Source organism: Sphingobium scionense (assembly GCF_014197035.1).
In the GTDB taxonomy this organism is placed as follows: Bacteria; Pseudomonadota; Alphaproteobacteria; order Sphingomonadales; family Sphingomonadaceae; genus Sphingobium; species Sphingobium scionense.
In genome coordinates this window covers 90656-110991 of sequence record NZ_JACIEU010000001.1, presented here as the reverse complement: position 1 = coordinate 110991, position 20336 = coordinate 90656, and the positions used below count along the sequence as shown (strand labels likewise).

Here is a 20336-nt window from a genome sequence, read left to right as displayed (position 1 = left end):
TTGGATATGAACCCCGACCAGTTCAATATCCGTCATCTCGCCGCGATGGCGGCCGTGGTGGAGCTTGGCAGCGTCAGCCTGGCGGCGCGCGCGGTCAACCTGACCCAGCCGGCGGTGACCCAGGGGGTCGCCAAGCTGGAGGCGCAACTGGGCCTGCCGCTGTTCGCGCGCCAGCCCGGCGGCATGGTCGCGCTGGAACCGGCGGAGCGGCTGAAACCCCGGATCGACGCGGCGCTGCGGCTGATCGGCAGCAACCGGGTGACGGCGGCGCAGGTGCGCGCCTTCGTCGCCCTGGCGCGCGGCGGCAGCTATGCAGCGGCGGCGGCGGCGACCGGCGTGGCCGAACCCTCGCTGCATCGGGCGGTCGGCGATCTGGGGCTGGCGCTGGGGCAAAGGCTGGTCGACCGGCGCGGGCGCGGCGTGATGCTGACCAGGGCCGGGACGGTGCTGGCGCAGCGGCTGCGGCTGGCGCTGGCGGAATTGCGACAGGGGCTGGAGGATTTGGCCGACCTGCGCGGACAAGAGGGCGGGCGCATCCTGGTCGGCGCCATGCCGCTGTCGCGCGCGCGCCTTATCCCCGATGCGATCGCCCGCTTTCGCGCCGATTTCCCGCTGGTCGACATCAGCGTGCATGAAGGATCGCATGCCGAACTGGTCGGCCCGCTGCGCGATGGCGAAATCGACATGATGGTCGGCGCGCTGCGCGATCCGGCGATGGCGCTGGACCTGACGCAACGGCCGTTATTCGAGGATCGGCCGACCATCTTGGCGCGGCGCGGTCATGCACTGGCGACGGGCTGGGACGCCGATGCACTGCGCCGCTATCCCTGGATCCTGCCGCCGGAGGGGACGCCGCTGCGCCAATTGTGGCAGGCGATGTTCGCGGCGCTGGGCGGCGATCTGCCGGCGGTGCCGATCGAATGCGGATCGGTGATGACGATCCGGCAATTGCTGGTCGGCGGTGAGTATCTAACCCTGCTGTCGCACGATCAACTGGCGCTGGAGCTGGAGGCGGGGTTGCTGATCGACATCGGCCCGGCGCCGGGGGCGATCAGCCGGACCATCGGCCTCACCACGCGGGCCGACTGGCGCCCGACCCGGTTGCAGCAGCAGTATATGGCCGCGATCGATCAGGCGGCGGTGCATATGAATTCGTAAAATCTTATACTGGCCCAGCGGATTCGATTGGCGGCATCTGACATGATCCGTCATCCAACCCGACATGGAGCAGGAAATCGGTCTGATCGGATTTGGCGAGGCAGGGTCCACCTTTGCGATGGCGGGGGACTGGATCGACGCGGCCCGCGTCTATGATATCCAGACGAACGATCGCGCCACCCGCGATGCGATGCTGGCACGCTGTGCCAGGGCCGGCGTCCGGGCCGTGCCGACATTGGCCGATGCCGTCGCGCCCGTTTCCTTCATCCTCTCGCTCGTCACCGCCGACCAGGCGCTGGCCGTGGCACAGGCTGCCGCCGTCCATATCGCCCCCGGCGCCCTCTATTGCGATCTCAACAGCGTCGCGCCCCAGACCAAGCAGGCGGCGGCCCGCGCGATCGAGGCGGCCGGTGGCCATTATGTCGATGTCGCCGTCATGGCGCCGGTCGATCCGGCCCGGCTGAACGTGCCGCTGCTGGTCAGCGGTGCCCATGCCGATGCCGCGCGGGCAGGGCTGGCGCGGCTGGGCTTCATCAATATCCGCGTCGTCGGCGAGGCCGTCGGCCGGGCGTCGGCGACCAAGATGATCCGGTCGGTCATGGTCAAGGGGCTGGAGGCGCTGACTGCCGAATGCATGCTGGCGGCCGATGCGGCGGGCGTGCTGGACGAGGTGATCGGATCGCTCGACGCCAGCGAGAAGCCGCGTCCCTGGGATATCCGCGCCGACTATAATCTTGACCGCATGATGGTCCACGGGCTGCGCCGCGCGGCCGAGATGGAGGAAGTGGTCAAGACGCTCGACGGCCTTGGCACCGGTTCCGCGATGACGCGCGGCACGGTCGAGCGCCAGCAGGCGATCGGCACGCTGGGTCTCAAGACGCCGCCCGAAGGGCTGGGCGCCAAGATCGACAGCATCATCCAAGCAAAAGCAGAACAGACAGGAAAGGCCGACGCGGCATGACCATGATTATCGACTGCCACGGCCATTATACCGTGCTGCCCAAGGGGCATGACGCCTGGCGCGAGGAGCAGAAGGCAGCGTTCAAGGCGGGCGTGCCTGCCCCCGCCTATCCCGACATCAGCGACGCCGAAATCCGCGAGACGATCGAGGCGAACCAGTTGCGCCTGATCAAGGAACGTGGCGCCGACCTCACCATCTTCTCGCCGCGCGCTTCGGCCATGGCGCCCCATGTCGGCGACGCGGCGGTGGCGAAGGAATGGGCGATGCGCTGCAACGACCTGATCGCGCGCGTCGTCGGCCTGTTCCCCGAAACCTTCGTCGGCGTGTGCATGCTGCCCCAGTCGCCCAAGGCGGACATGGCCAACAGCATTGCCGAGCTGGAACGCTGCGTCGACATGGGCTTCATTGGCTGCAACCTCAATCCCGATCCGGGCGGCGGCCATTTCCAGCATCCGCCGCTGACGGACAAATATTGGTATCCCTTCTACGAGAAGATGGTCGAGCTGGACGTGCCGGCGATGATCCATGTCTCGGGCAGCTGCAATCCCGCGATGCACGCGACCGGCGGCTATTATATCGCCGCCGACACCATCGCCTTCATGCAGTTGCTGGAAGGCGACCTGTTCAGGGATTTCCCGACCCTCAAGTTCATCATCCCGCATGGCGGCGGCGCCGTGCCTTATCATTGGGGCCGCTATCGCGGTCTGGCCGACATGCTCAAGAAGCCCGACCTGTCGACCCATCTGATGAACAACATCTTCTTCGACACCTGCGTCTATCATCAGCCCGGCGTCGACCTGCTGGCCGATGTGATCGACAACAAGAATATCCTGTTCGGGTCGGAAATGGTCGGCGCGGTGCGCGGCATCGATCCCACCACCGGCCATTATTTCGACGATACCAAGCGCTATGTCGACGCGCTGGACATCAGCGAGGGCGAGCGTGCCGCGATCTTTGCGGGCAATGCCCGCCGGGTCTTCCCCCGGCTCGACGCGCAATTGAAGGCGCGCGGCCTATAACCGCGACCTGTAACCCTATCCCCGCGGAGGGGCGCGTTCATCCCCCGGTCCTTTGTTGGAAGGAAGGGCCGGGGGATGGATGCCAAGAGAGGATGAGATGAGCATCGATATCCACGAATATCTCGCCGAGTTCGACGATATCCCCGGCACCCGCGTCTATACGGCGGCGCGGGCGCGTCAGGGCTATTGGATGAACCAGTTCGCGATGAGCCTGATGAAGGCGGAAAACCGCGTCCGCTGGCTGGCCGGCGAGCGCGCCTATATCGACGAATGGCCGATGGCCGAGGATCAGAAACAGGCGATCCTGGACCGCGACTATAATCGCTGCCTGGACCTGGGCGGGAACATCTATTTCCTCGCCAAGGTGTTCTCGACCGACGGCCTCAGCTTCCTGCAGGCGGTCGGCACCATGACCGGGATGAGCCCGGAAGATTATCAGGCGATGATGATCGCCGGCGGCCGCTCGCCTCAGGGCGTCCGCTCCATCAAGGAGAAACGCTGATGGCCCGCATCACTGCCGGCGTCGCCACCAGCCATGTGCCCGCCATCGGCGCTGCCATGGATCTGGGCAAGACCGCCGAACCCTACTGGCAGCCTTTGTTCGCCGGTTATGACTGGTCGCGGCAATGGATCGCGCAGGAAAAACCCGATGTCGTGATCCTGGTCTATAATGACCATGCCTCCGCCTTCGACATGAAGATCATCCCGACCTTCGCGATCGGCTGTGGCGAACGCTACAAGCCGGCCGACGAAGGCTGGGGGCCGCGTCCGGTGCCCGACGTGATGGGCGAGCCGGACCTGGCCTGGCACATCGCCCAGAGCCTGATCCTCGACGAATTCGACATGACCATCATCAACGAGATGGATGTCGACCATGGCCTGACCGTGCCGTTGAGCCTGATGTTCGGCCAGCCCGACGCCTGGCCGTGCCGGGTGATCCCGGTCGCGGTCAATGTCGTCACCTATCCGCCGCCGTCGGGCAATCGCTGCTGGCGGCTGGGCGAGGCGATCGCTCGCGCGGTCGAGAGCTTCCCCGAGGATCTCAACGTCCAGATCTGGGGCACGGGCGGCATGAGCCACCAGCTTCAGGGGCCGCGCGCCGGCCTCATCAATGCCGAGTGGGACAACCGCTTCCTCGACCTGATGAGCCAGAGCGACGATGGCGAAGCGCTGCGCGCGATCGAGCATATCGAATATCTGCGCGAGACCGGGTCCGAAGGGATCGAGATGGTCATGTGGCTGATCATGCGCGGGGCACTGGGCGACAAGGTCCGGCCGCTGCACCGCCATTATCATGTTCCCGCTTCCAACACCGCGGTCGGGCACCTGGTGCTCGAACCCGCCCGCTAACCTGTCCTAGGAGAATATCATGCGTATTGCCCTCGCCGGTGCCGGCGCCTTTGGCGAAAAGCATCTGGATGGCCTCAAGAATATTGACGGCGTCACTGTCACCTCGATCATCGGCCGCGAACTGGAGGCGACGAAGAAGGTCGCCGAGAAATATGGCATCGGCCATGTGACCACCGACCTCAACGAAACGCTGGCGCGTGACGATGTCGACGCGGTGATCCTGTGTACGCCGACCCAGATGCACGCGGAACAGGCGATCGCCTGCATGAATGCGGGCAAGCATGTCGAGGTGGAAATCCCGCTCGCCGACAGCTGGGCCGATGCGCAGGCGGTGCTCGCCAAGCAGCAGGAAACCGGCCTCACCTGCATGGTCGGCCATACCCGCCGCTTCAACCCGTCGCACCAGTTCGTCCACAACCGCATCCAGGCGGGCGAATTCAACGTCCAGCAGATGGACGTGCAGACCTATTTCTTCCGTCGCAAGAACATCAATGCCAAGGGCGAACCGCGGTCTTGGACCGACCATCTGCTGTGGCATCATGCCGCGCACACGGTCGACCTGTTCGCCTATCAGGCCGGCAGGATCGTCGCCGCCCATGCGATGCAGGGGCCGATCCATCCGGACCTCGGCATCGCCATGGACATGTCGATCCAGCTCAAGAGCGAGACCGGCGCCATCTGCACCCTGTCGCTGAGCTTCAACAATGACGGGCCGCTTGGCACCTTCTTCCGCTATATCGGCGACACCGACACCTATATCGCCCGCTACGACGATCTGGTGAACGGCAAGGAAGAACCGATCGACCTGGCCGGCGTCGCTATCTCCAGCAATGGCATCGAATTGCAGGACCGCGAGTTCATCAGCGCGATCCGCGAGGGCCGCGAGCCCAACAGCTCGGTCGCCAAGGTGTTCGACTGCTATCGCGTGTTGGGCGAACTGGAAACGCAGCTCGCCGGCTGATCGGAATCCCTTCGGGGTCGCAGGGGGCGTGGATGGCGACAAGCCGTCTACGCCCTTTGTTTTTGACAAGGTGCAGTGATGCTGGCGCATCAGCACCTTGCAACGCTCAAGCGCCGCGCGGGCTTTACCAAGACTCGATGAGGCAAGCTCATCGAGTCTTGGTATTAGCGATCGATCAGCGGATGGCGCAGGTGCAGGTCGTCGAGCAGCGTCTCGATCACCGATATCTCGCCCGCCGTGCCGCTGGGCGTGAAGGCCCAGTTGCAATGGGGGTGGGTGGCGCGGCTGTAGAGGCGGACCGGACCGATCGCCTTGCGCCAATGATGCTTGCTCTTGCCATGGGCGATCACCAGCCGTGCGATCATCATGTCGATCAGCCGGTCAGACGTCATCGTCCCACCCTTCGATCCCGTCCGCGTCGCGATTGCCCGACCAGCTGACCGGGCTGTCCAGATAGGCTTCCAACTCGCGCCAGTGCCGGTCCCAGCCGGGGCCGCGCCGCGCTTCGGGCACCTGTCGTTCGACCAGCCAGCGGGCGCGGGCCACGGGATTGCCCGCCGGGGCGCGCAGCCGGTCGAGGATGGCGCGGATGCTCTGCTGATCGTCGGTCATGATGACCGCCTGATAGGCGGCGACTTTCCCTCGTTCAAGCGAGCATCCGCGCGGCGCCTGCTTATTGTTCCGTCGACAGCGTGACCGGCCCGATCAGGCCCGACGGACGCAGCGGCGCATCGGAGCGATAGGTGGGGGCGGCGGTGAAGGTGATCTTGTCCGCGCCGGGCTGCTGGTCGCCGATCAGGCGATTGACCCACAGGTTTGCGACCTTCACCTCGATCGCGTTGCGGCCGGGCTTCACCAGTCTGCCGACGTCCAGCCGATAGGGGGCGAACCAGCTTGTGCCCGCGACCTGGCCATTGACCCGCACCTCCGCGACATCGCCGACGCTGCCGAGATCGAGCCACAGCGGCGCGCCGGGTTTGGCGCCCCTGGGCAGGGCAAAGCTGCTGGCATAGGTCGCCTCGCCCGAGAAATAGCGCACGCCCGGATCGCTGCTCTTGTCGAGCGCCGTCAGCGACGGCATCGCGATCTCGGCCGGCGCGCCGCGACCGGGCTGGAAGCGCACGGTCCAGGGCTGCGACAGGGTGGCGACCTGCTTGACCGCCATTGGCGTGATCGTCCGGCCGGGCGCCTGCGCCGGCTTGCGGAACAGGATGAAGAAGGCATCCTCCGGCCCGACATCGAGCGGGATGACCGTGTCGCTGCCTTCGGTCCGGTAGGACAGCGGCGCGGCGCTGCCGTCGATCGCGCGCCAGATTTCCGGCTGGCGACCGGTGACGCGGAAACGCGCCTCGACATGCTCGGCCTGCGCCTTGCCATTGGTCACGAAATAGAGGTCGCCATCGGGCAAAGCGCGGTGGAGGAAGCGATAGGCACCGGCATCGCCGCTGCCGGTCACACGGAAATCGGCCCCGATGCCCGTGCCGGCGAGCGCGGCGTCGATATCGGCGCTGGCAATCACCTTGCCCTTGCCGACCGGCTGGCCGCTCCACAGCTTCGCCACCAGCGCACGGAAGGCGGCGGGATCATCCTGCAGGCCGGGTGCGCGGTCGGGCGCGGTGCCGATCAGGGTAGCGCCCCCCTCGACCAGCGCGGCGATGCGCTGCAAGGTGGCGAGCGTCATCACCTTGCTCGATCCGCCCAGATACAGCGCCTTGTAACGGGCCTTGCCGGCGATCAGGTCGCCATCCTGCACCGACGCCTTGGTTGCCAAGATCTCGGCATTGACGAAGTCATAGGCATAATCCCTGGGCAGGTCGGCCGGCACGCCATGCTCGAACAGGGCGGTGATCGGCGCATCCTCGCCATAGAAATAGGCGATGTCGGCATGGTCGCGGCCCTGCTGCAACAGGAAGCCGGTGCGCGCCATATAATCGACCCAGGGCTTGGCCATATTGGCCCAGCTTTCGTGGCGATTGAAATATTGGCCGAAGATCATGAGGCTGAGGCCCGGCACCTTGTCATCCACCGGCTGGTGGACGGAGGTGTGGACGATCGGCCGGTTGACGCCGGACACGAATTCCAGGTCGATCACGCGCTTGAGGTCCGCCGGGGCAAAGGCCCAGGGTGCGAAGGCCGACGTCATGCTCTCGGCCGACACGATATTCTGGCCATAGATATGGGCGACCGACGCCGCTCCCTTCATGTCGCCGATCAGCGTCGGGCGCGGCGCGCTGCCGCGATTGAAGGTCCACATCGCCGCCATCGGCACATCGGTATGCGATCGCATGGCAAGGTCGTCGCCCAGCACCGGCCGGCCATTTTCCAGCGCCTCGCCATAGACGGTGAGGCCATTTTCATGCGCGACCTGGGCCACCGTGCGATAATGGGCGTCGGCCAGCAGATCGGCCAGGGTCTGCCGATAATCATGCAGGAAGGCGTCGCTACGCGCGGCCGATCCCACCACCGCGCCGGTCAGGGTCGGCAGGAAGGGGACGGGATCATAGCCGCGCCGCGCCTTGAACTCCTCGACCATGCGCGGCGTCCAGTTGGATGCGCCCACCTCGATACTGTCGGTCAGCAGCGCGCGGATGCCCTTCTTGCCGATCCAGTCGGCGCCGACCGCATCGCGATACATGGCGAGATAGGTTTCGAGATAGCGGCGCACCGCCGCCGCATCATATTTGTCCACTTCCAGCCCCGTCGCCTCGGGCGTGGCGGGGTGGTTGGTCTTGCCGGTCAGCGACCAGCCCATGCGGACGATGCGCCAACGCGTCCCCTTGGGCGCGGTCCAGTCGATCGTCCCGTCGGGACGCAGCCGGTCGGTCAGGTCGATGACCCTGGCCGGGTCGATCGCGGGTGCATCGGTCGGACCCATGCCCAGACGGTTATAATCGGAGGCGATGGCATAGCCGGCCTTCGCCTCAAACTGATCGATCCGTGCCTCTGCCGACAGGCGCAGGTCGCCGATGCCCAGCGTCGGGCTGTCGGGGCGGGCGAACACATCCATCATGACCGCGCCGGGCGCACCATCGCCCAGGCCCGGCGACTTGGCCGCATCATTGGCCGACAGCACCAGCCGGAAGCGCTGCGCCGTCACCGGCGCGAAGCTGGTGGTGGAGGCGACCTCGGTCAGCGAGAAGCGACCGAGCGGTTGCCAGCCCTGCGCCGTCTCCGCCTCGATCGTCGGGCGATAGGCAGGGTCGCCGAAGGGGGGCCGGGCATGGGGCACGAACAGGCTGGCCGATCGCACCGTGACCGGCTTGCCATAGTCCAGGATCAGCATGCCGGGATGGGCCGCATCGCCCTTGGCCATCTGGGCGATGGTTTCGAGATCGCGGTCGCCCAGTGCGGCCGCGCCTGCGATCGGCTGGCCATCGGCATCGAGGATACGCGGCGTCGGCAAGGCCGCCTCGGCAATCGGATAGGCCAGCACCCGCGCCTCGCCATAGAAGCGCGGCTGGTCGGCTATCTCTGCGCCACCGGCCAACGGATCGCTGAACTTCGCACTCTGGAAGGCGCCGGTGACTGAGGGTGGCGCGGGCAGGGCGCCTTTCACCTTCTGGCCGCCTTCGACTTCCGTCTCCGACCAGACCAGCTTCTTCATCGCGTCCTGCGGCTTGACCCAGGGGCCGCCGGTCTCGCTCCAACCCGGCGACGCCGCGATCGCGAATTCCAGCCCCCTGGCATCGGCGGTCTGGACGGCGTGGCGGAAGGCGTCCTTCCAGCCGTCTGTCATATAGACCAGCCGCTCCTTGACGATCTGCGGCGTCATCAGGCTGGCGTCGAAATTCTGCACCCCGCCGATGCCGATCCGCGCCAGCCAGTCGAGATCCTTGTCGATCCCGTCCTTGGTCACATTGCCGTTCATCCAGTGCCACCAGACCCGCGGCCGGGCCGACTGGGGCGGATTGTTGAAGCCGTCGGCCAGATCGTCGGCCTGGGCAGGCATGGCAAGCACGGTGCCGGCCAGCAGCATGGCGAGACGCAGGGCACGGAATGTCATCGGGGGATCCTCATTTCAGATGATTGGGGCGGACGAGAGCATCCGCCGCAGCGCCAGGCTGGCGACCAGCGCGCCGAGCGCGCCGCCATAGGCGATCTTGATGGCCAGTGCGGCGCCCCAGCCGATCGGCGGCAGGCCACCGGTCGTGAGCGCAAGCAGCCCGCCCAGCGCGGCGCCGGCCAACGCAAAGCCAGCGGCCCGCAGCAGGATCGGGCGCACGCCACCGCCGACCCGTCGCCGCGCGATCAGCGCCGGGACGAGCGCGCTCATCAGCGCGACGGCGATGCTCTGTGGCACGAAATCGAGCGCCAGCCGATCGGGCGCGGCCCAGGCCAGCAGGCGCGGCTGGGCGCCGAACAAGGCGAGGAAGAAGGCCAGGCTCAGCGCGCCGTTGATGCCCACGCTGATCGCCGCCTCGCGCCGGATCGAGACGCTGCCGGTCATTGTCCCGCCTTCGGGGTCAGCAGGCCGCGCATGTCCATCCAGCTCAGAAACTGCGGCAGCAGGCCCATGGTCGTCGTGCCCGGCTTGCCCATGCCGAAGCCATGGTCGCCGCGTTCATAGGCGTGGAGTTCGACCGGGACATGCGCCCGGCGCCAGCTTTCGACGAGCGCATAGGAGGGATTGGGGAACAGGCTGTCGTCATTGGCGATCGCCGCGAACATCGGCGGCGCATCGGCCGGGACATCGCGCGCCAGCATCGGGCCATAGACATAGCCGATGAAGGACGGGCGATCGGTGCCCTTGCCCTCCAGCGTGGCGTTCAGCGTGGTCATCGCACCGGCCGAAAAGCCGATCATGCCGACCCGCTGCGGATCCACGCCCCATTCGCCGGCACCCGCTCGAACCCGCTTCAATGCGGCCAGCGCATCCAGCGTGGCGCGCGGTTCGCTGATCGTCGGCGGGACGCTGGGATCACGCAGCGAGTCCGCCATGCGCTTGCCCATATAGGCCGATGCCTCGGCTGTGTCGGCCGGGGTCTGGTTCAGCCGATATTTGAGGACGAAGGCAGCGATGCCATGATCGGCCAGCCAGCGCGCGACATTCCAGCCCTCATGATCCATCGCCAGCAGCATGAAGGCGCCGCCGGGCGCGACGATCACCGCCGCGCCGGTCGCCTTGGCCGGATCAGGCAGGACCGGGGTGATGGTCGGCACGGTGACGTTGCGCACCGCCAGATCGTCGCCGAAGCGCACCCAATTCTCGGTCGTGCCCTTGGGCGCCTTCAGATCAGGATAGAGCGGGATGGCATTGGGTTCGGCCGGAGCCTGTGCCGGCACGGGCGTCGGCATCTGAGCGATGGCGGGTGAGGCCAGCAGCAGGGGCAGGAGGACAAGGCGCTTCATGGCGATCCTCCCCGTCAGAGCGCGTTGCGGCGGGCGATTGCGCCATAGACGGCGGCGCTAGGCTTGGCCGTGCGGGCGAAGCTCACCGGATCGACGCTGTGCAGGCCGAATTTGGGCTTGTAGCCAAATATCCACTCGAAATTGTCGAGCAGCGACCAGTGGCAATAGCCCAGCACCGGCACGCCATCGTCGATCGCGGCCTTGAGGCCGGCGAGCGCCTCGGGAATGAACTTCGCGCGGACCGCATCATCGTCGCTGCCCACGCCATGTTCGGACACCAGGATCGGCACGCCGGTCGCTTCATGGGCAAAACGCACTGCGCCGCCGAGCGAGGGCGCCCAGACTTCGGTGCCGGACCAGTTGACGGCCCCGCCCTTGGGCGCGGGCAGGCGGCCTTTGTCGCCCCACAAGGCGCGCTCGTAATTCTGGACGCCGATGAAATCGTCGCCCTTCGCGATCTCCAGCCAATTGCCGTAAAGCTGCTTGCGCATGGCATCGCGCACCGAATGGGCGCCGACCGCCTGATCGTCCATCAACGCCAGCGAGAAACCGACCGGCAGGTCGCCGCGTACTGCCTTGATCGCGGCCTTGCCCGCCTTGTGCGCGGCTTCGAGGCCGGTCTGGAGCGCGGGTAGGTCATCGAAGCCGGCGACATTGGCGCAGACATATTTGGGCACGCCCAGCCGCTTGGCGGCGGTTTCCAGCGTCAGTTTCTGGATGTCCCACACCTGTTGGGGCAGCATGGGTTTCAGCAGCAGCAGGATATTGGGTTCGTTGAGGGTGATGGCGCTGGCGATGCCCTGGCCCAGCGCGCGCATCGCCTTGTCGCAATAGCGGGCGAACAGCTGTGCGCTTTCCGGGTTGGTCCAGCCGCCCTGCGCACTGAACCAGCGCGGCGCGGTGAAATGGCTGAAGGTGACGATCGGCGCCAGGCCGCGCGCATGGCAACCGTCGATCACCGCCTTGTAATGATCGAGCATCGCTTGGGAGAAGAGACCCTTTTCCGGCTCGATCCGCGCCCACTCGATGCCGAAGCGATAGGCGTTGAGGCCCATATTCTTGACCAGGTCGAGGTCGGTTTCCCACAGGGCGAAACTGTTGCAGGCATCGCCCGAAGGCTGGGCGAAGACGGTCGGCTGCTGATTCTCCACGAACCACAGGTCGCTGGCGATATTATTGCCCTCGACCTGATGCGGCGCGGTGGCCGCGCCCCAGTAGAAGCTCTTGGGGAAATTGGGGGTGGCGCTCTTGCGCGCGGCGATGGCCGGGGCGGCCATCAGCGCGGCGCCGGTAGCCAGAAGGGTGCGGCGATCCAGCATGTTCCGTCTCTCCTATTGTAATTGTCAGGCGGTGGTTTCGCGCACGAAGGCGCAGATTTCGTCGGCGAGCCGCCGGTCGGCGGTGCCCAGATGCATGGCCATGGAATAATGATTATGGCCCGACTGGATGAAGGCGCGCGGCATGGCGCCATGGCGGGCCAGCCGGTCCTGCAACAGGCTCAGGAACTCGGCCTGAAAACGGGGTGGGTCGAACTCGGCGCAGGCGATCAGCAGCGGCAGGTCTGTCGAAGCGACGGCCTCCAGCGGCATGCGTTCCGGGTAGAGCGCGGGATCGCCATAATAGAGCGTGTCGCGCTGATCGAGCGGGGTATAGCCATAGAGGCCCGACAGCAGCACGGCTGCGCGCACCGCATCGGCACCCGCCAGTTTCAAATAGCCCGCGACATGGACGGCGCCGGCCGACGTGCCCATCAGGACGATGCGGTCGGGGTCGCCGCCATGCTCGGCCGCATTGTCCTTGAGCCAGGCGACGACGGCCGCGACATCTTCCGCCCCGGCCGGCCAGCCATGGTCGGGGGCGAGGCGATAATTGATGACGACGCCCAGGAAACCGGCCTGCGCCGCCATCCGGCCGACATTGGCATTGGGCCAGGCGTCGGCACTGCCCTTGTCGCCCTTCAGAAAGCCTCCGCCATGGACGAAGACCAGAATGGGGGCGGGGGCATCGCCCTGCGGCGCATAGAGGTCGAGCCGGTGGCGGATGTCCGGGCCATAGGCGATGTCCGCCTGCGACACCGGGACCACCGCCGCCAGCGCCACCTGCTCGGCATCGAACAGCGCCCGGCACTGGCCGAGTATATCCGGTCCCAGATCGGTGCCCAATGCGGCGATGGCGTTCCTGATCGGATTCATAGGTCCCCTCTGGGCAGAAGGATTAGGAAAAAAGACGGGACGCCACCAGCGGCGCCCCGCCTCAGGAGGATCAGAATTTCGCGTCCAGGCTGATGCCGATCTGGCGGAAGGACTGCGGGCCATAGATGGCGCCGATATTCTGCTCGCCCTGATCGGTGGTGTAGGGGAAGTCGCTCTGCATCAGCGAGGGTTCATGCACGTTGAACAGGTTGCGACCGAAGATCGCGACGCTGTAGCGATCGTCATCGGTGCGCAGGCCGATCCGGCCGCCGACCAGCCAGTGCGAACGGAAGGTGGTTTCGTCGTTGGAATTGGCTTCGTAGCGTATCTTCGACTTCCACACCGTGTCGGCTGCCAGGAAGCCCTTCAGGCGGCTCGTGACCGGCGCTTCATATTCGCCCGACAAAGTGAACTTGTACTTGGGCGCATAGGCGAGCTGGCTGCCGCCGATATTGGTGCCATCGGTGCCGATGAAGCCGCCCGGATAGGTCGCCTTGGCATAGATGAAGCCGGTGTTGAGCGACAGACCGTCGAAGACCTTGCCGAAGAAGTTGATTTCCGCGCCGCGCGACTTCACGCCGTTGATATTGGTCTGGACGCAGGAGATGACCGCCGTGCTGTCCACCGTACACTGCTGCGCCTGGAAATTCTTGATCTTGCTGTAGAAGAGGTTGAGGTCCGCGACCCAGCCGCCGAACAGGGTGCTCTTGAGGCCCAGTTCATAGGCGGTCGGGATTTCCGGCAGCACGACGAAGGGCTTGGCCGGGGCCGAGGGGATGGCGATCTGCCCGCCCTTGAACCCGCGCGAGGCGGTCGCATAGACCATGGTGTTGTTCGCCAGGTCATATTGCGCGCCCAGGCGCCAGGAGAATTTCTGGACGTCCAGCACGGTGCGGCTGAACGGATCGGCCGGGGTGAAATAGTCGTAGCGGTCCATCGACAGGCGATCGGTGGTGTAGCGACCGCCCGCGATCAGGCGCAGCGCGGGCGACAGGTGGAAGGTGCCCTGGCCGAACACGGCCAGCGATTCATCCTGGATGTCGAGGTCGGCGCCCGGATTGCGCACGATCGGGATGACGAGGCCGGGGAAGGGCACGACCGACACGGCCAGCGTTTCGGGATCGCGGGTCTGCTTCTGGTTCGAATAGAAGACGCCGGCAGTATATTCCAGGAACTGGTCGGCAGGCGAGCTGACCCGCAGTTCCTGGGTGAAGAGGCTCAGGCGCCGGTTGGTCGGGCCGTTGCCGACCTGCAATTCCAGCGGATCGCCACGGAACACGTTGGTTGCCGCACCATAGCCGGTCTCGCTCGACTTGCGATAGGCGGTGACGGACGTGAGGGTGAAAGGATCGGCCTCATAATCGACCTGCAGCGATCCGCCATAATTTTCGGTATGGCCGACATAGCTGTCGTCGCTACAATAGTCGCGATTGCCCTCGCCCGGCGTCACGCCACAGCTGGCAAGGCGGGCAGTGATGCCGGTGGTGTCGGTCAGCAGGCCGCCGAGCGCCGTGCCCGGACCGCTGGTCTTGACGAAGGTGAAGAAGTCGCCGCCATTCTCGATCCGGCTCTTGGTATAGTCGCCGATCACATTGACGGTCAGGCGATCGGTCGGCTCCCACAGGAAGCGGCCGCGAATGCCGTAGCGATCGGTATCATTATAGTCGCCGGTGCTGGCGTTGCGGTTCGGTCCCTGGCGGAAATTGGCGACGCCCGACAGGCGGATCGCGGCGTTGGACGCCAGTGGGATATTGACCATGCCCTGCACGATCTGGTTGCCGAATTTCGACCCCAGCGTGCCGGCATCCGACAATTCGGTGCGGACGCGGGCGGAAAAGCCGGTCGGATCGGGCGCATTGGTGGTGATGTTGATGATGCCGGCCGAGGTGGTGAGGCCGAACAGGGTGCCCTGTGGCCCCTTCAGCACTTCGATCCGGCTGACGTCGAACAGGTCGGAGATATTGGCATTGCCCTGGCTCACCTGGTCGACGACGACGCCGACCGAGGCGACCGCGCCGGCCGAGAAGGTCTGGGTGCCGATGCCGCGGATCGCACCGCCGCCGCCGGTATTCTGGCCGGGCGCCTGCTGGATTTCCAGGCTCGGCGCGATGCGGTTGAGGTCGTTCATCGTGTTGACCTGCTGCCGCTCCAGCTGGGCGGCATTGGCCACGGTGATGGAGATCGGCACCTCGGTCACCTTCTCCGCCTTGCGCTGGGCGGTGACGATGATGTCGGAATTGTCCGCCGGCTGCGCCGCCTGGTCGGGCGCGGGCGCGTCCTGCGCGAAGGCCGGCGCGACAAGGGCGATGGCGCTCGCGCTGGCGAGAGCCGCAATGGTGATGTGCATGTTACGCATGGTCTGTCCTCCCCCGGTATGCGGGTTGATGATTGTTATTGTTCGTCGATGATGCGGTTGCTGAGCGTGCCGATGGTGCCGATGGTCACTTCGACCTTGTCGCCGGCCTTCATGTAGAGCGGCGGGGTGCGTTTATCGCCGACGCCGCCGGGCGTGCCGGTGGCGATCACGTCGCCGGGGCTCAATGGCGTGAAGGCGGTGACATATTCGATGACCGTGGGAATATCCCAGATCATGTCGCTGACCGGCTGGTCCTGCACCAGTTCGCCATTGAGGCGGGTCTGGACGCGCAGCGCGGCCAGATCGTCAATCTCGTCGGGCGTCACCAGCGCCGGGCCGAAGCCGCCGGTGCCGGGAAAGGTCTTGCCCGGCGTGAACTGGATATTGTGGCGCTGCCAGTCGCGCGCGCTGCCATCGTTGAACGCGGCATAGCCCGCGACATAGTCCCAGGCGTCGGCCGCCGCGACCTTGTGCGCGGGCTTGCCGATCACCAGCGCCAGTTCGCCTTCATAGTCGAAGCGTTCGGTCACGGTCGGCTTCACCATCGGCTGGCCGTCGGCGATCAGGCTGTCGCCATAGCGCACGAAGATGGCCGGATGCACCTTCTGCTCGCGGCCGGTTTCCTTGACATGTTCGGCATAGTTGAGGCCGACGCACAATATCTTGGCGGGATCGGGGATCACCGGCAGCAGCACGACATCGGCGGCGGCATAGGGTGCGCCATCGGCCAGGTCCGACAGGCTGCCGTCGGTCAGCGCGGCCTTCAGGCTGGGCGCCGCATCGGTCGCCAGTTCGACGATCGTCTCGCCCTCGATCCGGCCGAAGCTGGGGGTGCCGTCGGGACGGCGGAAACTGACATAGCGCATCAGGCTTGTTCCTCGTTGATCAGGTCTAGCGGTTGGATCAGGGGTTGGGCATCCCAGTCGCGGCGATGGCGGAATTTCTCCTCGGCGGCGCGCAGACCGGCGAAATCCTTGTCGGACATGCCCCACTGGTCGATCCGGCCCTCGGGCCAGGTCCAGTCCTCCGGCGCGCCAGCCTGATAATCCTCGGCCACCTTTTCCACGGCGGTCGAAAATTCGATGACGGGGCCAAAGGGGGCGATGAAGTAAGCGAAGACATTGGCGCCCGGACCATGGCGGCCCGGCCCCCAGGCAGGCACCATGCCATGGTCGCGCAACCGGCCGATGCCGCGCATCACCGCATCCATGTCCGCCATTTCGAACGCGATATGGTTGAGGCTGGCGAAGCCGGCGCGGGCGAAGGCGGTCGAATGATGCGAGTCATTGCAGCGCACGAACACCATGCCCTTGGTCCGGTCCGAGACGCGAAAGCCCAGGGCCTCCTCGACCAGATGGCCGGTCGCTTCCGCGTCGGCGCTGTTGAAGACGACATGGGTCAGCTTCACCGGCAGGTCGGCGCCCGCGATCGGCGCGACTTCCTCGGCATCGACCAGGAAGCGCAGCAATTCGCCCTCGGCCAGTTCGACGATGATGCCATGGCCGCCGCCCAAATCTTCCGACACGGTCGGCGTCGCGGGCAGGCCGGCGGCGGTGACGCTGCGCTTCAGCTGCTCCAGCCGCTCGGCGGTGCAGACGAAGGTGGTGGAGCGCACATAGGCGTCGGCCGATTCCGCCAGCGCCACCAGATAGGGATAGCTGCCCGACCCGCGCAGATAATGGGTTTCGCCTTCTTGCGCCGCCGGGGCCATGCCCCAGATGTCGGTCAGGAAGGCAGCTGCCTCACCCGCATGGGGCAGCGCCAGTTCGATGCTGCGCAGCTTCATTTTCTGTCTCCGTGGAAAAGTCCGGCGGCGGCAATGCCGGCGATGGCGCAGGCCTCGTCGCATTCGCCAGTGTCGCCGCTGATGCCGACTGCGCCGATCAGCATGCCCGCCGCATCGTGGATCAGCACGCCGCCGGGCGAGAAGGCCATCTGGCCGGTGGCCGCCGCGATGCTCTGGAAAAAGACAGGGTTGGACGCGGCGCGGGCGGCCAGCACCCGCGTATCCGCGCCCATCCCCAATGCGCCCGAGGCTTTGGCCTTCGCGATGTCGAACCGGAACAGGCTGGCGCCATCCTCGCGCGCGAAAGCGACCGGATGGGCGCCCGCATCCAGCACGACGACGGCCAGCGGCTGGGCGCCATCGGCGCGGGCCTTGGCGAGCGCGGCGTCGATGATGGCACGGGCCTGTGCGAGCGAGAGGGTCATGCCGCGATCTCCTGCGGGGCGGTGCCGGCGATCAGCGCGTCGCGCCGGGCGATCAGTTCTGCGGGCTTGCCGGTGCCGAAGACATAATGGTCGGGGCGGACCAGCACCGCGTCGGCGCCGCGCGCGTCGAGCCAGTCGGCGACATGGCCGTCATCGCCCAGCTCCGCGACATCGATGACCGTCACGTCGCCACCGGCCACCGGCTGGCGGGTGAACAGGCGCCAGCCATCGCCGGTCAGATCGTCCAGCAGCCGGTCGCCGACGCGCGGCTGGATGAAACGTTCGCCCGCACCCGGCGTGCCGGTGGCGACGATGCCGGTGGCGATGGGGGGGATCAGGTCGGCGGCGGTGCCGCTCTGGGCGCCCTTGGCGGCTTCGCGCAACTGATGGTCGCGCGCGGCGGCGGCGGCGGGGTCGAGCACGCAAATATAGCGGCCCGCGCCCACGGCGGCGGAGATGACGGCGCGGACATGGGGATCGCGCTCGGGCTGATAGCTGTCGAGCAGGCTCTCGGGCGCCTTGCCCGCCAGCACCAGTTCCAGCTTCCAGGCCAGGTTCGCGGCGTCGCGCAGGCCATGGCACATGCCCTGGCCGAAAAAGGGCGGCGTCTGGTGCGCGGCATCGCCGGCCAGGAAGACGCCGCCCTGCCGCCACCGCTCGGCGATCAGTCCATGGAAACGATAGGTGGCCGCGCGCACGATCCTGTGCGGCACGCCGTCAAGATAGGGGGCGACCAGCGCGGCCACCGCATCGGGCTGCATCATCGCCTGGTCGTCTTCGCCGGGCAGTAGCATGAATTCCCAGCGACGATGATTGCCGCGTCCCGGCACGATGGTGGCCGGGCGCTTGGGGTCGCACATCATCACCGACAATTTCTGCAGGTCGGCGGCGTCCGGCACGCCCCACAGGTCGGGGAAGCGGACCGGGCCGTCGACCTCGGCATCGACCACCAGCCAGGGTTCCTCGAAATCCAGATCATCCAGGCCGATGTCGAGCGCCTTGCGCACCACACTGCGGGCGCCGTCGCAGGCGATGACATAGCGGGCGCGGACCTGTTCCTCGCCGGCGTCCGACCGCAGCGTCAGCGTGACGCCGTCCTCGTCCTGCGCCAGTGCCTCGAACGCGGTGCCCAGCGACAGCTCGACATTGGGATAGACGTCCAGCGCGTCGCGCAGATGCTCTTCCAGTTCGGGCTGGTAGAAAAAATAGTCGTTGGACCAGCTATAGGGGCGGGGGCGGCCGACCGTGCCCATGTAGCGGATCACGCCATGATCGGCGCCGACATGCAGATGCCCTTCGGTATCGCGCATGTCCGGGGCGACCCGGTCGATGACGCCGGCCGACTGGAACAGACGCATCATCTCATGGTCCAGATGGACCGCGCGGGGCAGGGGATAGGGGTTGGCCTCGCGCTCGATCACCAGGACCGAGACGCCCGCCTTCCCAAGTAAATTGGCCGCAAAGGCCCCCACCGGCCCGCAGCCGATGATCGCAACGTCGAACATGAAAGCGTCTTTCCGGTCAGACCGTCAGGGGCTCGGGCACGGGGGATTTGTGCATCCGCCCGCCCAGCATGATCATCTTGATATTGGCCGCATCCTGCAGCAGGCGGACGTCCGTCGTCGGATCGCCCTCGACCAGCAGCAGGTCGGCGAGATAGCCCGGCTTCACCTGGCCTAAGGGCTGGTCCATCAGCTCGCCGCCCAACATGGTGGCGGCGTGCAGCGCCTCGGCCGGGGTGAAGCCATAATAAGTGACGAAATGCTCCAGGTCGCGGGCATTGCGGCCATGGGGATTGAAGGGGAAGCCATAGTCGCCGCCCGGCAGGACGCGCACGCCGCGCGCCTTCAATTTGGGCACCAATGTCTTTTCCAGTTCCAGCCGCTCGGCCGCGCTCGCCTTCATCGAACGCATGTCGATATGGGGCGGCGGGCTGGCCTCCAGCGCGGCGACCGATACGCCGGGACCGGGGGCGTAGAAGATGGCGTCCTTCTTCGCCGCCATGGCGTCGACCGCCGCGTCATCGGCGAAGGAGCAATGATAGAGGATGCGGGCGCCGGCTTCGAGCGCCAGATTGATGGCGCGCGGGCTATAGGCATGGGTGGCGATCCACAGGCCTGCTTCTCTCGCCGCCTCGCCGGCCGCGATCATTTCCGCGTCGGTGTAGAGGATATCCTGCGACGATCCGGGCTTGAGCGCATCTTCGCCCGAAATCACCAGCTTGAGCGACTTGACGCCCTCCGCCGCGCAATAGGCGACGAAGGCGCGCATCGCTTCGGGGCCACGGCCGTTGAACACATCGCCGGTTTCGACCCCTTCCTCGCCTTCCGGGCTGCGCTCCAGCGTGGAGGGCACCAGGCGCGGGCCGGGGGTTTCGCCCGCCGATATGGCGCGGGCGAGTTCCGGCTCGATCTGGTCGCCCAGCGCGCCGGCCGAATAGAGGCTGGTATAGCCATGGTCGAGCAGCACGCGGGCGTTGCGCCAGGCGGCGACCTTCAGCTCCTCGGGCGGCAGGATGAACTGATGATAGATTTTCTCGACCGAACTGCCCCAGGTCAGATGGGTGTGGGCATCGACCATGCCGGGCATCAGCGTCGCGCCCTGGCCGTCGATCACCATGTCGGCCTGCGCCGCATCGATTTCGGCCTCGTCGCGCAGAACCTCTGCGATGCGATCGCCCTCGATCATGACCGCGCCGGGGAAGGGCGCACTGCCCGTCCCGTCGAAAATCGCAATATTGCGGATCAGCTGCCGCACGAGGGCTCTCCCTTGGTCTCTT

At 66.5% G+C, this 20336-nt stretch carries 19 protein-coding genes; 6 read left to right on the top strand and 13 right to left on the bottom strand.

Annotated elements, in window-relative coordinates:
* Positions 1–6 precede the first annotated feature (6 nt).
* From GGQ90_RS00460 to GGQ90_RS00435, 6 genes are all read left to right on the top strand, one after another.
* Complete coding sequence (locus GGQ90_RS00460) at positions 7–1158, top strand: LysR substrate-binding domain-containing protein (protein WP_188080306.1); 1152 nt, start codon at positions 7–9, stop codon at positions 1156–1158.
* Between the two features lie 64 nt (positions 1159–1222).
* Positions 1223–2119: an NAD(P)-dependent oxidoreductase gene (locus tag GGQ90_RS00455; protein WP_188080305.1), complete on the top strand. Its 897-nt coding sequence runs from the start codon at positions 1223–1225 to the stop codon at positions 2117–2119.
* On the top strand, positions 2116–3138 hold the full coding sequence (locus GGQ90_RS00450; RefSeq protein WP_188080304.1) for an amidohydrolase family protein: 1023 nt from the start codon (positions 2116–2118) through the stop codon (positions 3136–3138). Before GGQ90_RS00455 ends, GGQ90_RS00450 begins: the two co-directional genes overlap by 4 nt.
* Positions 3139–3235: 97 nt before the next feature.
* Positions 3236–3640, top strand: coding sequence for a protocatechuate 4,5-dioxygenase subunit alpha (gene ligA / locus GGQ90_RS00445; RefSeq protein ID WP_188080303.1), 405 nt, complete (start codon positions 3236–3238; stop codon positions 3638–3640).
* On the top strand, positions 3640–4488 hold the full coding sequence (locus tag GGQ90_RS00440) for a class III extradiol dioxygenase subunit beta (protein ID WP_188080302.1): 849 nt from the start codon (positions 3640–3642) through the stop codon (positions 4486–4488). The genes ligA and GGQ90_RS00440 overlap by 1 nt, the downstream gene beginning before the upstream one ends.
* Before the next feature lie 19 nt (positions 4489–4507).
* A complete protein-coding gene (locus tag GGQ90_RS00435) occupies positions 4508–5449 on the top strand; it encodes a Gfo/Idh/MocA family oxidoreductase (RefSeq protein WP_188080301.1) in 942 nt (313 codons plus the stop codon).
* Between the two features lie 164 nt (positions 5450–5613).
* On the opposite strand, the gene GGQ90_RS00430 is transcribed toward GGQ90_RS00435, so the two are convergent.
* From GGQ90_RS00430 to GGQ90_RS00370, 13 genes are all read right to left on the bottom strand, one after another.
* On the bottom strand, positions 5614–5841 hold the full coding sequence (locus GGQ90_RS00430; protein ID WP_188080300.1) for a hypothetical protein: 228 nt from the start codon (positions 5839–5841) through the stop codon (positions 5614–5616).
* A complete protein-coding gene (locus GGQ90_RS00425; RefSeq protein WP_004208426.1) occupies positions 5831–6061 on the bottom strand; it encodes a hypothetical protein in 231 nt (76 codons plus the stop codon). The genes GGQ90_RS00430 and GGQ90_RS00425 overlap by 11 nt, the downstream gene beginning before the upstream one ends.
* 61 nt (positions 6062–6122) lie before the next feature.
* Positions 6123–9452 carry a glycosyl hydrolase gene (locus GGQ90_RS00420; protein ID WP_188080299.1) on the bottom strand — a complete coding sequence of 1110 codons (3330 nt, stop codon included), beginning with the start codon at positions 9450–9452 and terminating at the stop codon, positions 6123–6125.
* Positions 9453–9467: 15 nt separating this feature from the next.
* Entirely contained in the window at positions 9468–9896 is a 429-nt protein-coding gene (locus tag GGQ90_RS00415) for a hypothetical protein (RefSeq protein ID WP_188080298.1), read from the bottom strand.
* On the bottom strand, positions 9893–10798 hold the full coding sequence (locus tag GGQ90_RS00410; RefSeq protein WP_188080297.1) for an alpha/beta hydrolase: 906 nt from the start codon (positions 10796–10798) through the stop codon (positions 9893–9895). Before GGQ90_RS00410 ends, GGQ90_RS00415 begins: the two co-directional genes overlap by 4 nt.
* Before the next feature lie 14 nt (positions 10799–10812).
* Positions 10813–12117: a family 1 glycosylhydrolase gene (locus GGQ90_RS00405; RefSeq protein WP_188080296.1), complete on the bottom strand. Its 1305-nt coding sequence runs from the start codon at positions 12115–12117 to the stop codon at positions 10813–10815.
* Between the two features lie 24 nt (positions 12118–12141).
* Positions 12142–12990, bottom strand: a complete 849-nt coding sequence (locus GGQ90_RS00400; RefSeq protein ID WP_188080295.1) for an alpha/beta hydrolase — start codon at positions 12988–12990, stop codon at positions 12142–12144.
* Positions 12991–13060: 70 nt separating this feature from the next.
* Complete coding sequence (locus tag GGQ90_RS00395) at positions 13061–15346, bottom strand: TonB-dependent receptor (RefSeq protein WP_188080294.1); 2286 nt, start codon at positions 15344–15346, stop codon at positions 13061–13063.
* A gap of 35 nt (positions 15347–15381) precedes the next feature.
* Complete coding sequence (locus GGQ90_RS00390) at positions 15382–16212, bottom strand: fumarylacetoacetate hydrolase family protein (protein ID WP_188080293.1); 831 nt, start codon at positions 16210–16212, stop codon at positions 15382–15384.
* Positions 16212–17132, bottom strand: a complete 921-nt coding sequence (locus tag GGQ90_RS00385) for a VOC family protein (protein WP_188080292.1) — start codon at positions 17130–17132, stop codon at positions 16212–16214. The genes GGQ90_RS00390 and GGQ90_RS00385 overlap by 1 nt, the downstream gene beginning before the upstream one ends.
* Complete coding sequence (locus GGQ90_RS00380) at positions 17129–17557, bottom strand: GlcG/HbpS family heme-binding protein (RefSeq protein ID WP_188080291.1); 429 nt, start codon at positions 17555–17557, stop codon at positions 17129–17131. Before GGQ90_RS00380 ends, GGQ90_RS00385 begins: the two co-directional genes overlap by 4 nt.
* Positions 17554–19062 (bottom strand): bifunctional 3-(3-hydroxy-phenyl)propionate/3-hydroxycinnamic acid hydroxylase MhpA, encoded by a 1509-nt coding sequence (gene mhpA / locus GGQ90_RS00375; RefSeq protein ID WP_188080290.1) that lies wholly within the window; start codon positions 19060–19062, stop codon positions 17554–17556. The genes GGQ90_RS00380 and mhpA overlap by 4 nt, the downstream gene beginning before the upstream one ends.
* A 16-nt stretch (positions 19063–19078) precedes the next feature.
* Positions 19079–20314 carry an amidohydrolase family protein gene (locus tag GGQ90_RS00370; RefSeq protein WP_188080289.1) on the bottom strand — a complete coding sequence of 412 codons (1236 nt, stop codon included), beginning with the start codon at positions 20312–20314 and terminating at the stop codon, positions 19079–19081.
* Positions 20315–20336 lie beyond the last annotated feature (22 nt).

Excerpts from the sequence above, each read along its gene's own strand:
- GGQ90_RS00405 (WP_188080296.1), bottom strand. The coding sequence starts at position 12,117 with ATGCTGGATCGCCGCACCCTTCTGGCTACCGGCGCCGCGCTGATGGCC.
- GGQ90_RS00400 (WP_188080295.1), bottom strand. The coding sequence starts at position 12,990 with ATGAATCCGATCAGGAACGCCATCGCCGCATTGGGCACCGATCTGGGA.
- GGQ90_RS00420 (WP_188080299.1), bottom strand. The coding sequence starts at position 9,452 with ATGACATTCCGTGCCCTGCGTCTCGCCATGCTGCTGGCCGGCACCGTG.
- GGQ90_RS00390 (WP_188080293.1), bottom strand. The coding sequence starts at position 16,212 with ATGCGCTATGTCAGTTTCCGCCGTCCCGACGGCACCCCCAGCTTCGGC.
- mhpA (WP_188080290.1), bottom strand. The coding sequence starts at position 19,062 with ATGTTCGACGTTGCGATCATCGGCTGCGGGCCGGTGGGGGCCTTTGCG.
- GGQ90_RS00380 (WP_188080291.1), bottom strand. The coding sequence starts at position 17,557 with ATGACCCTCTCGCTCGCACAGGCCCGTGCCATCATCGACGCCGCGCTC.
- GGQ90_RS00460 (WP_188080306.1), top strand. The coding sequence starts at position 7 with ATGAACCCCGACCAGTTCAATATCCGTCATCTCGCCGCGATGGCGGCC.
- GGQ90_RS00410 (WP_188080297.1), bottom strand. The coding sequence starts at position 10,798 with ATGAAGCGCCTTGTCCTCCTGCCCCTGCTGCTGGCCTCACCCGCCATC.
- GGQ90_RS00415 (WP_188080298.1), bottom strand. The coding sequence starts at position 9,896 with ATGACCGGCAGCGTCTCGATCCGGCGCGAGGCGGCGATCAGCGTGGGC.
- GGQ90_RS00455 (WP_188080305.1), top strand. The coding sequence starts at position 1,223 with ATGGAGCAGGAAATCGGTCTGATCGGATTTGGCGAGGCAGGGTCCACC.
- GGQ90_RS00425 (WP_004208426.1), bottom strand. The coding sequence starts at position 6,061 with ATGACCGACGATCAGCAGAGCATCCGCGCCATCCTCGACCGGCTGCGC.
- GGQ90_RS00435 (WP_188080301.1), top strand. The coding sequence starts at position 4,508 with ATGCGTATTGCCCTCGCCGGTGCCGGCGCCTTTGGCGAAAAGCATCTG.
- GGQ90_RS00440 (WP_188080302.1), top strand. The coding sequence starts at position 3,640 with ATGGCCCGCATCACTGCCGGCGTCGCCACCAGCCATGTGCCCGCCATC.
- GGQ90_RS00385 (WP_188080292.1), bottom strand. The coding sequence starts at position 17,132 with ATGAAGCTGCGCAGCATCGAACTGGCGCTGCCCCATGCGGGTGAGGCA.
- ligA (WP_188080303.1), top strand. The coding sequence starts at position 3,236 with ATGAGCATCGATATCCACGAATATCTCGCCGAGTTCGACGATATCCCC.
- GGQ90_RS00430 (WP_188080300.1), bottom strand. The coding sequence starts at position 5,841 with ATGACGTCTGACCGGCTGATCGACATGATGATCGCACGGCTGGTGATC.
- GGQ90_RS00395 (WP_188080294.1), bottom strand. The coding sequence starts at position 15,346 with ATGCGTAACATGCACATCACCATTGCGGCTCTCGCCAGCGCGAGCGCC.
- GGQ90_RS00450 (WP_188080304.1), top strand. The coding sequence starts at position 2,116 with ATGACCATGATTATCGACTGCCACGGCCATTATACCGTGCTGCCCAAG.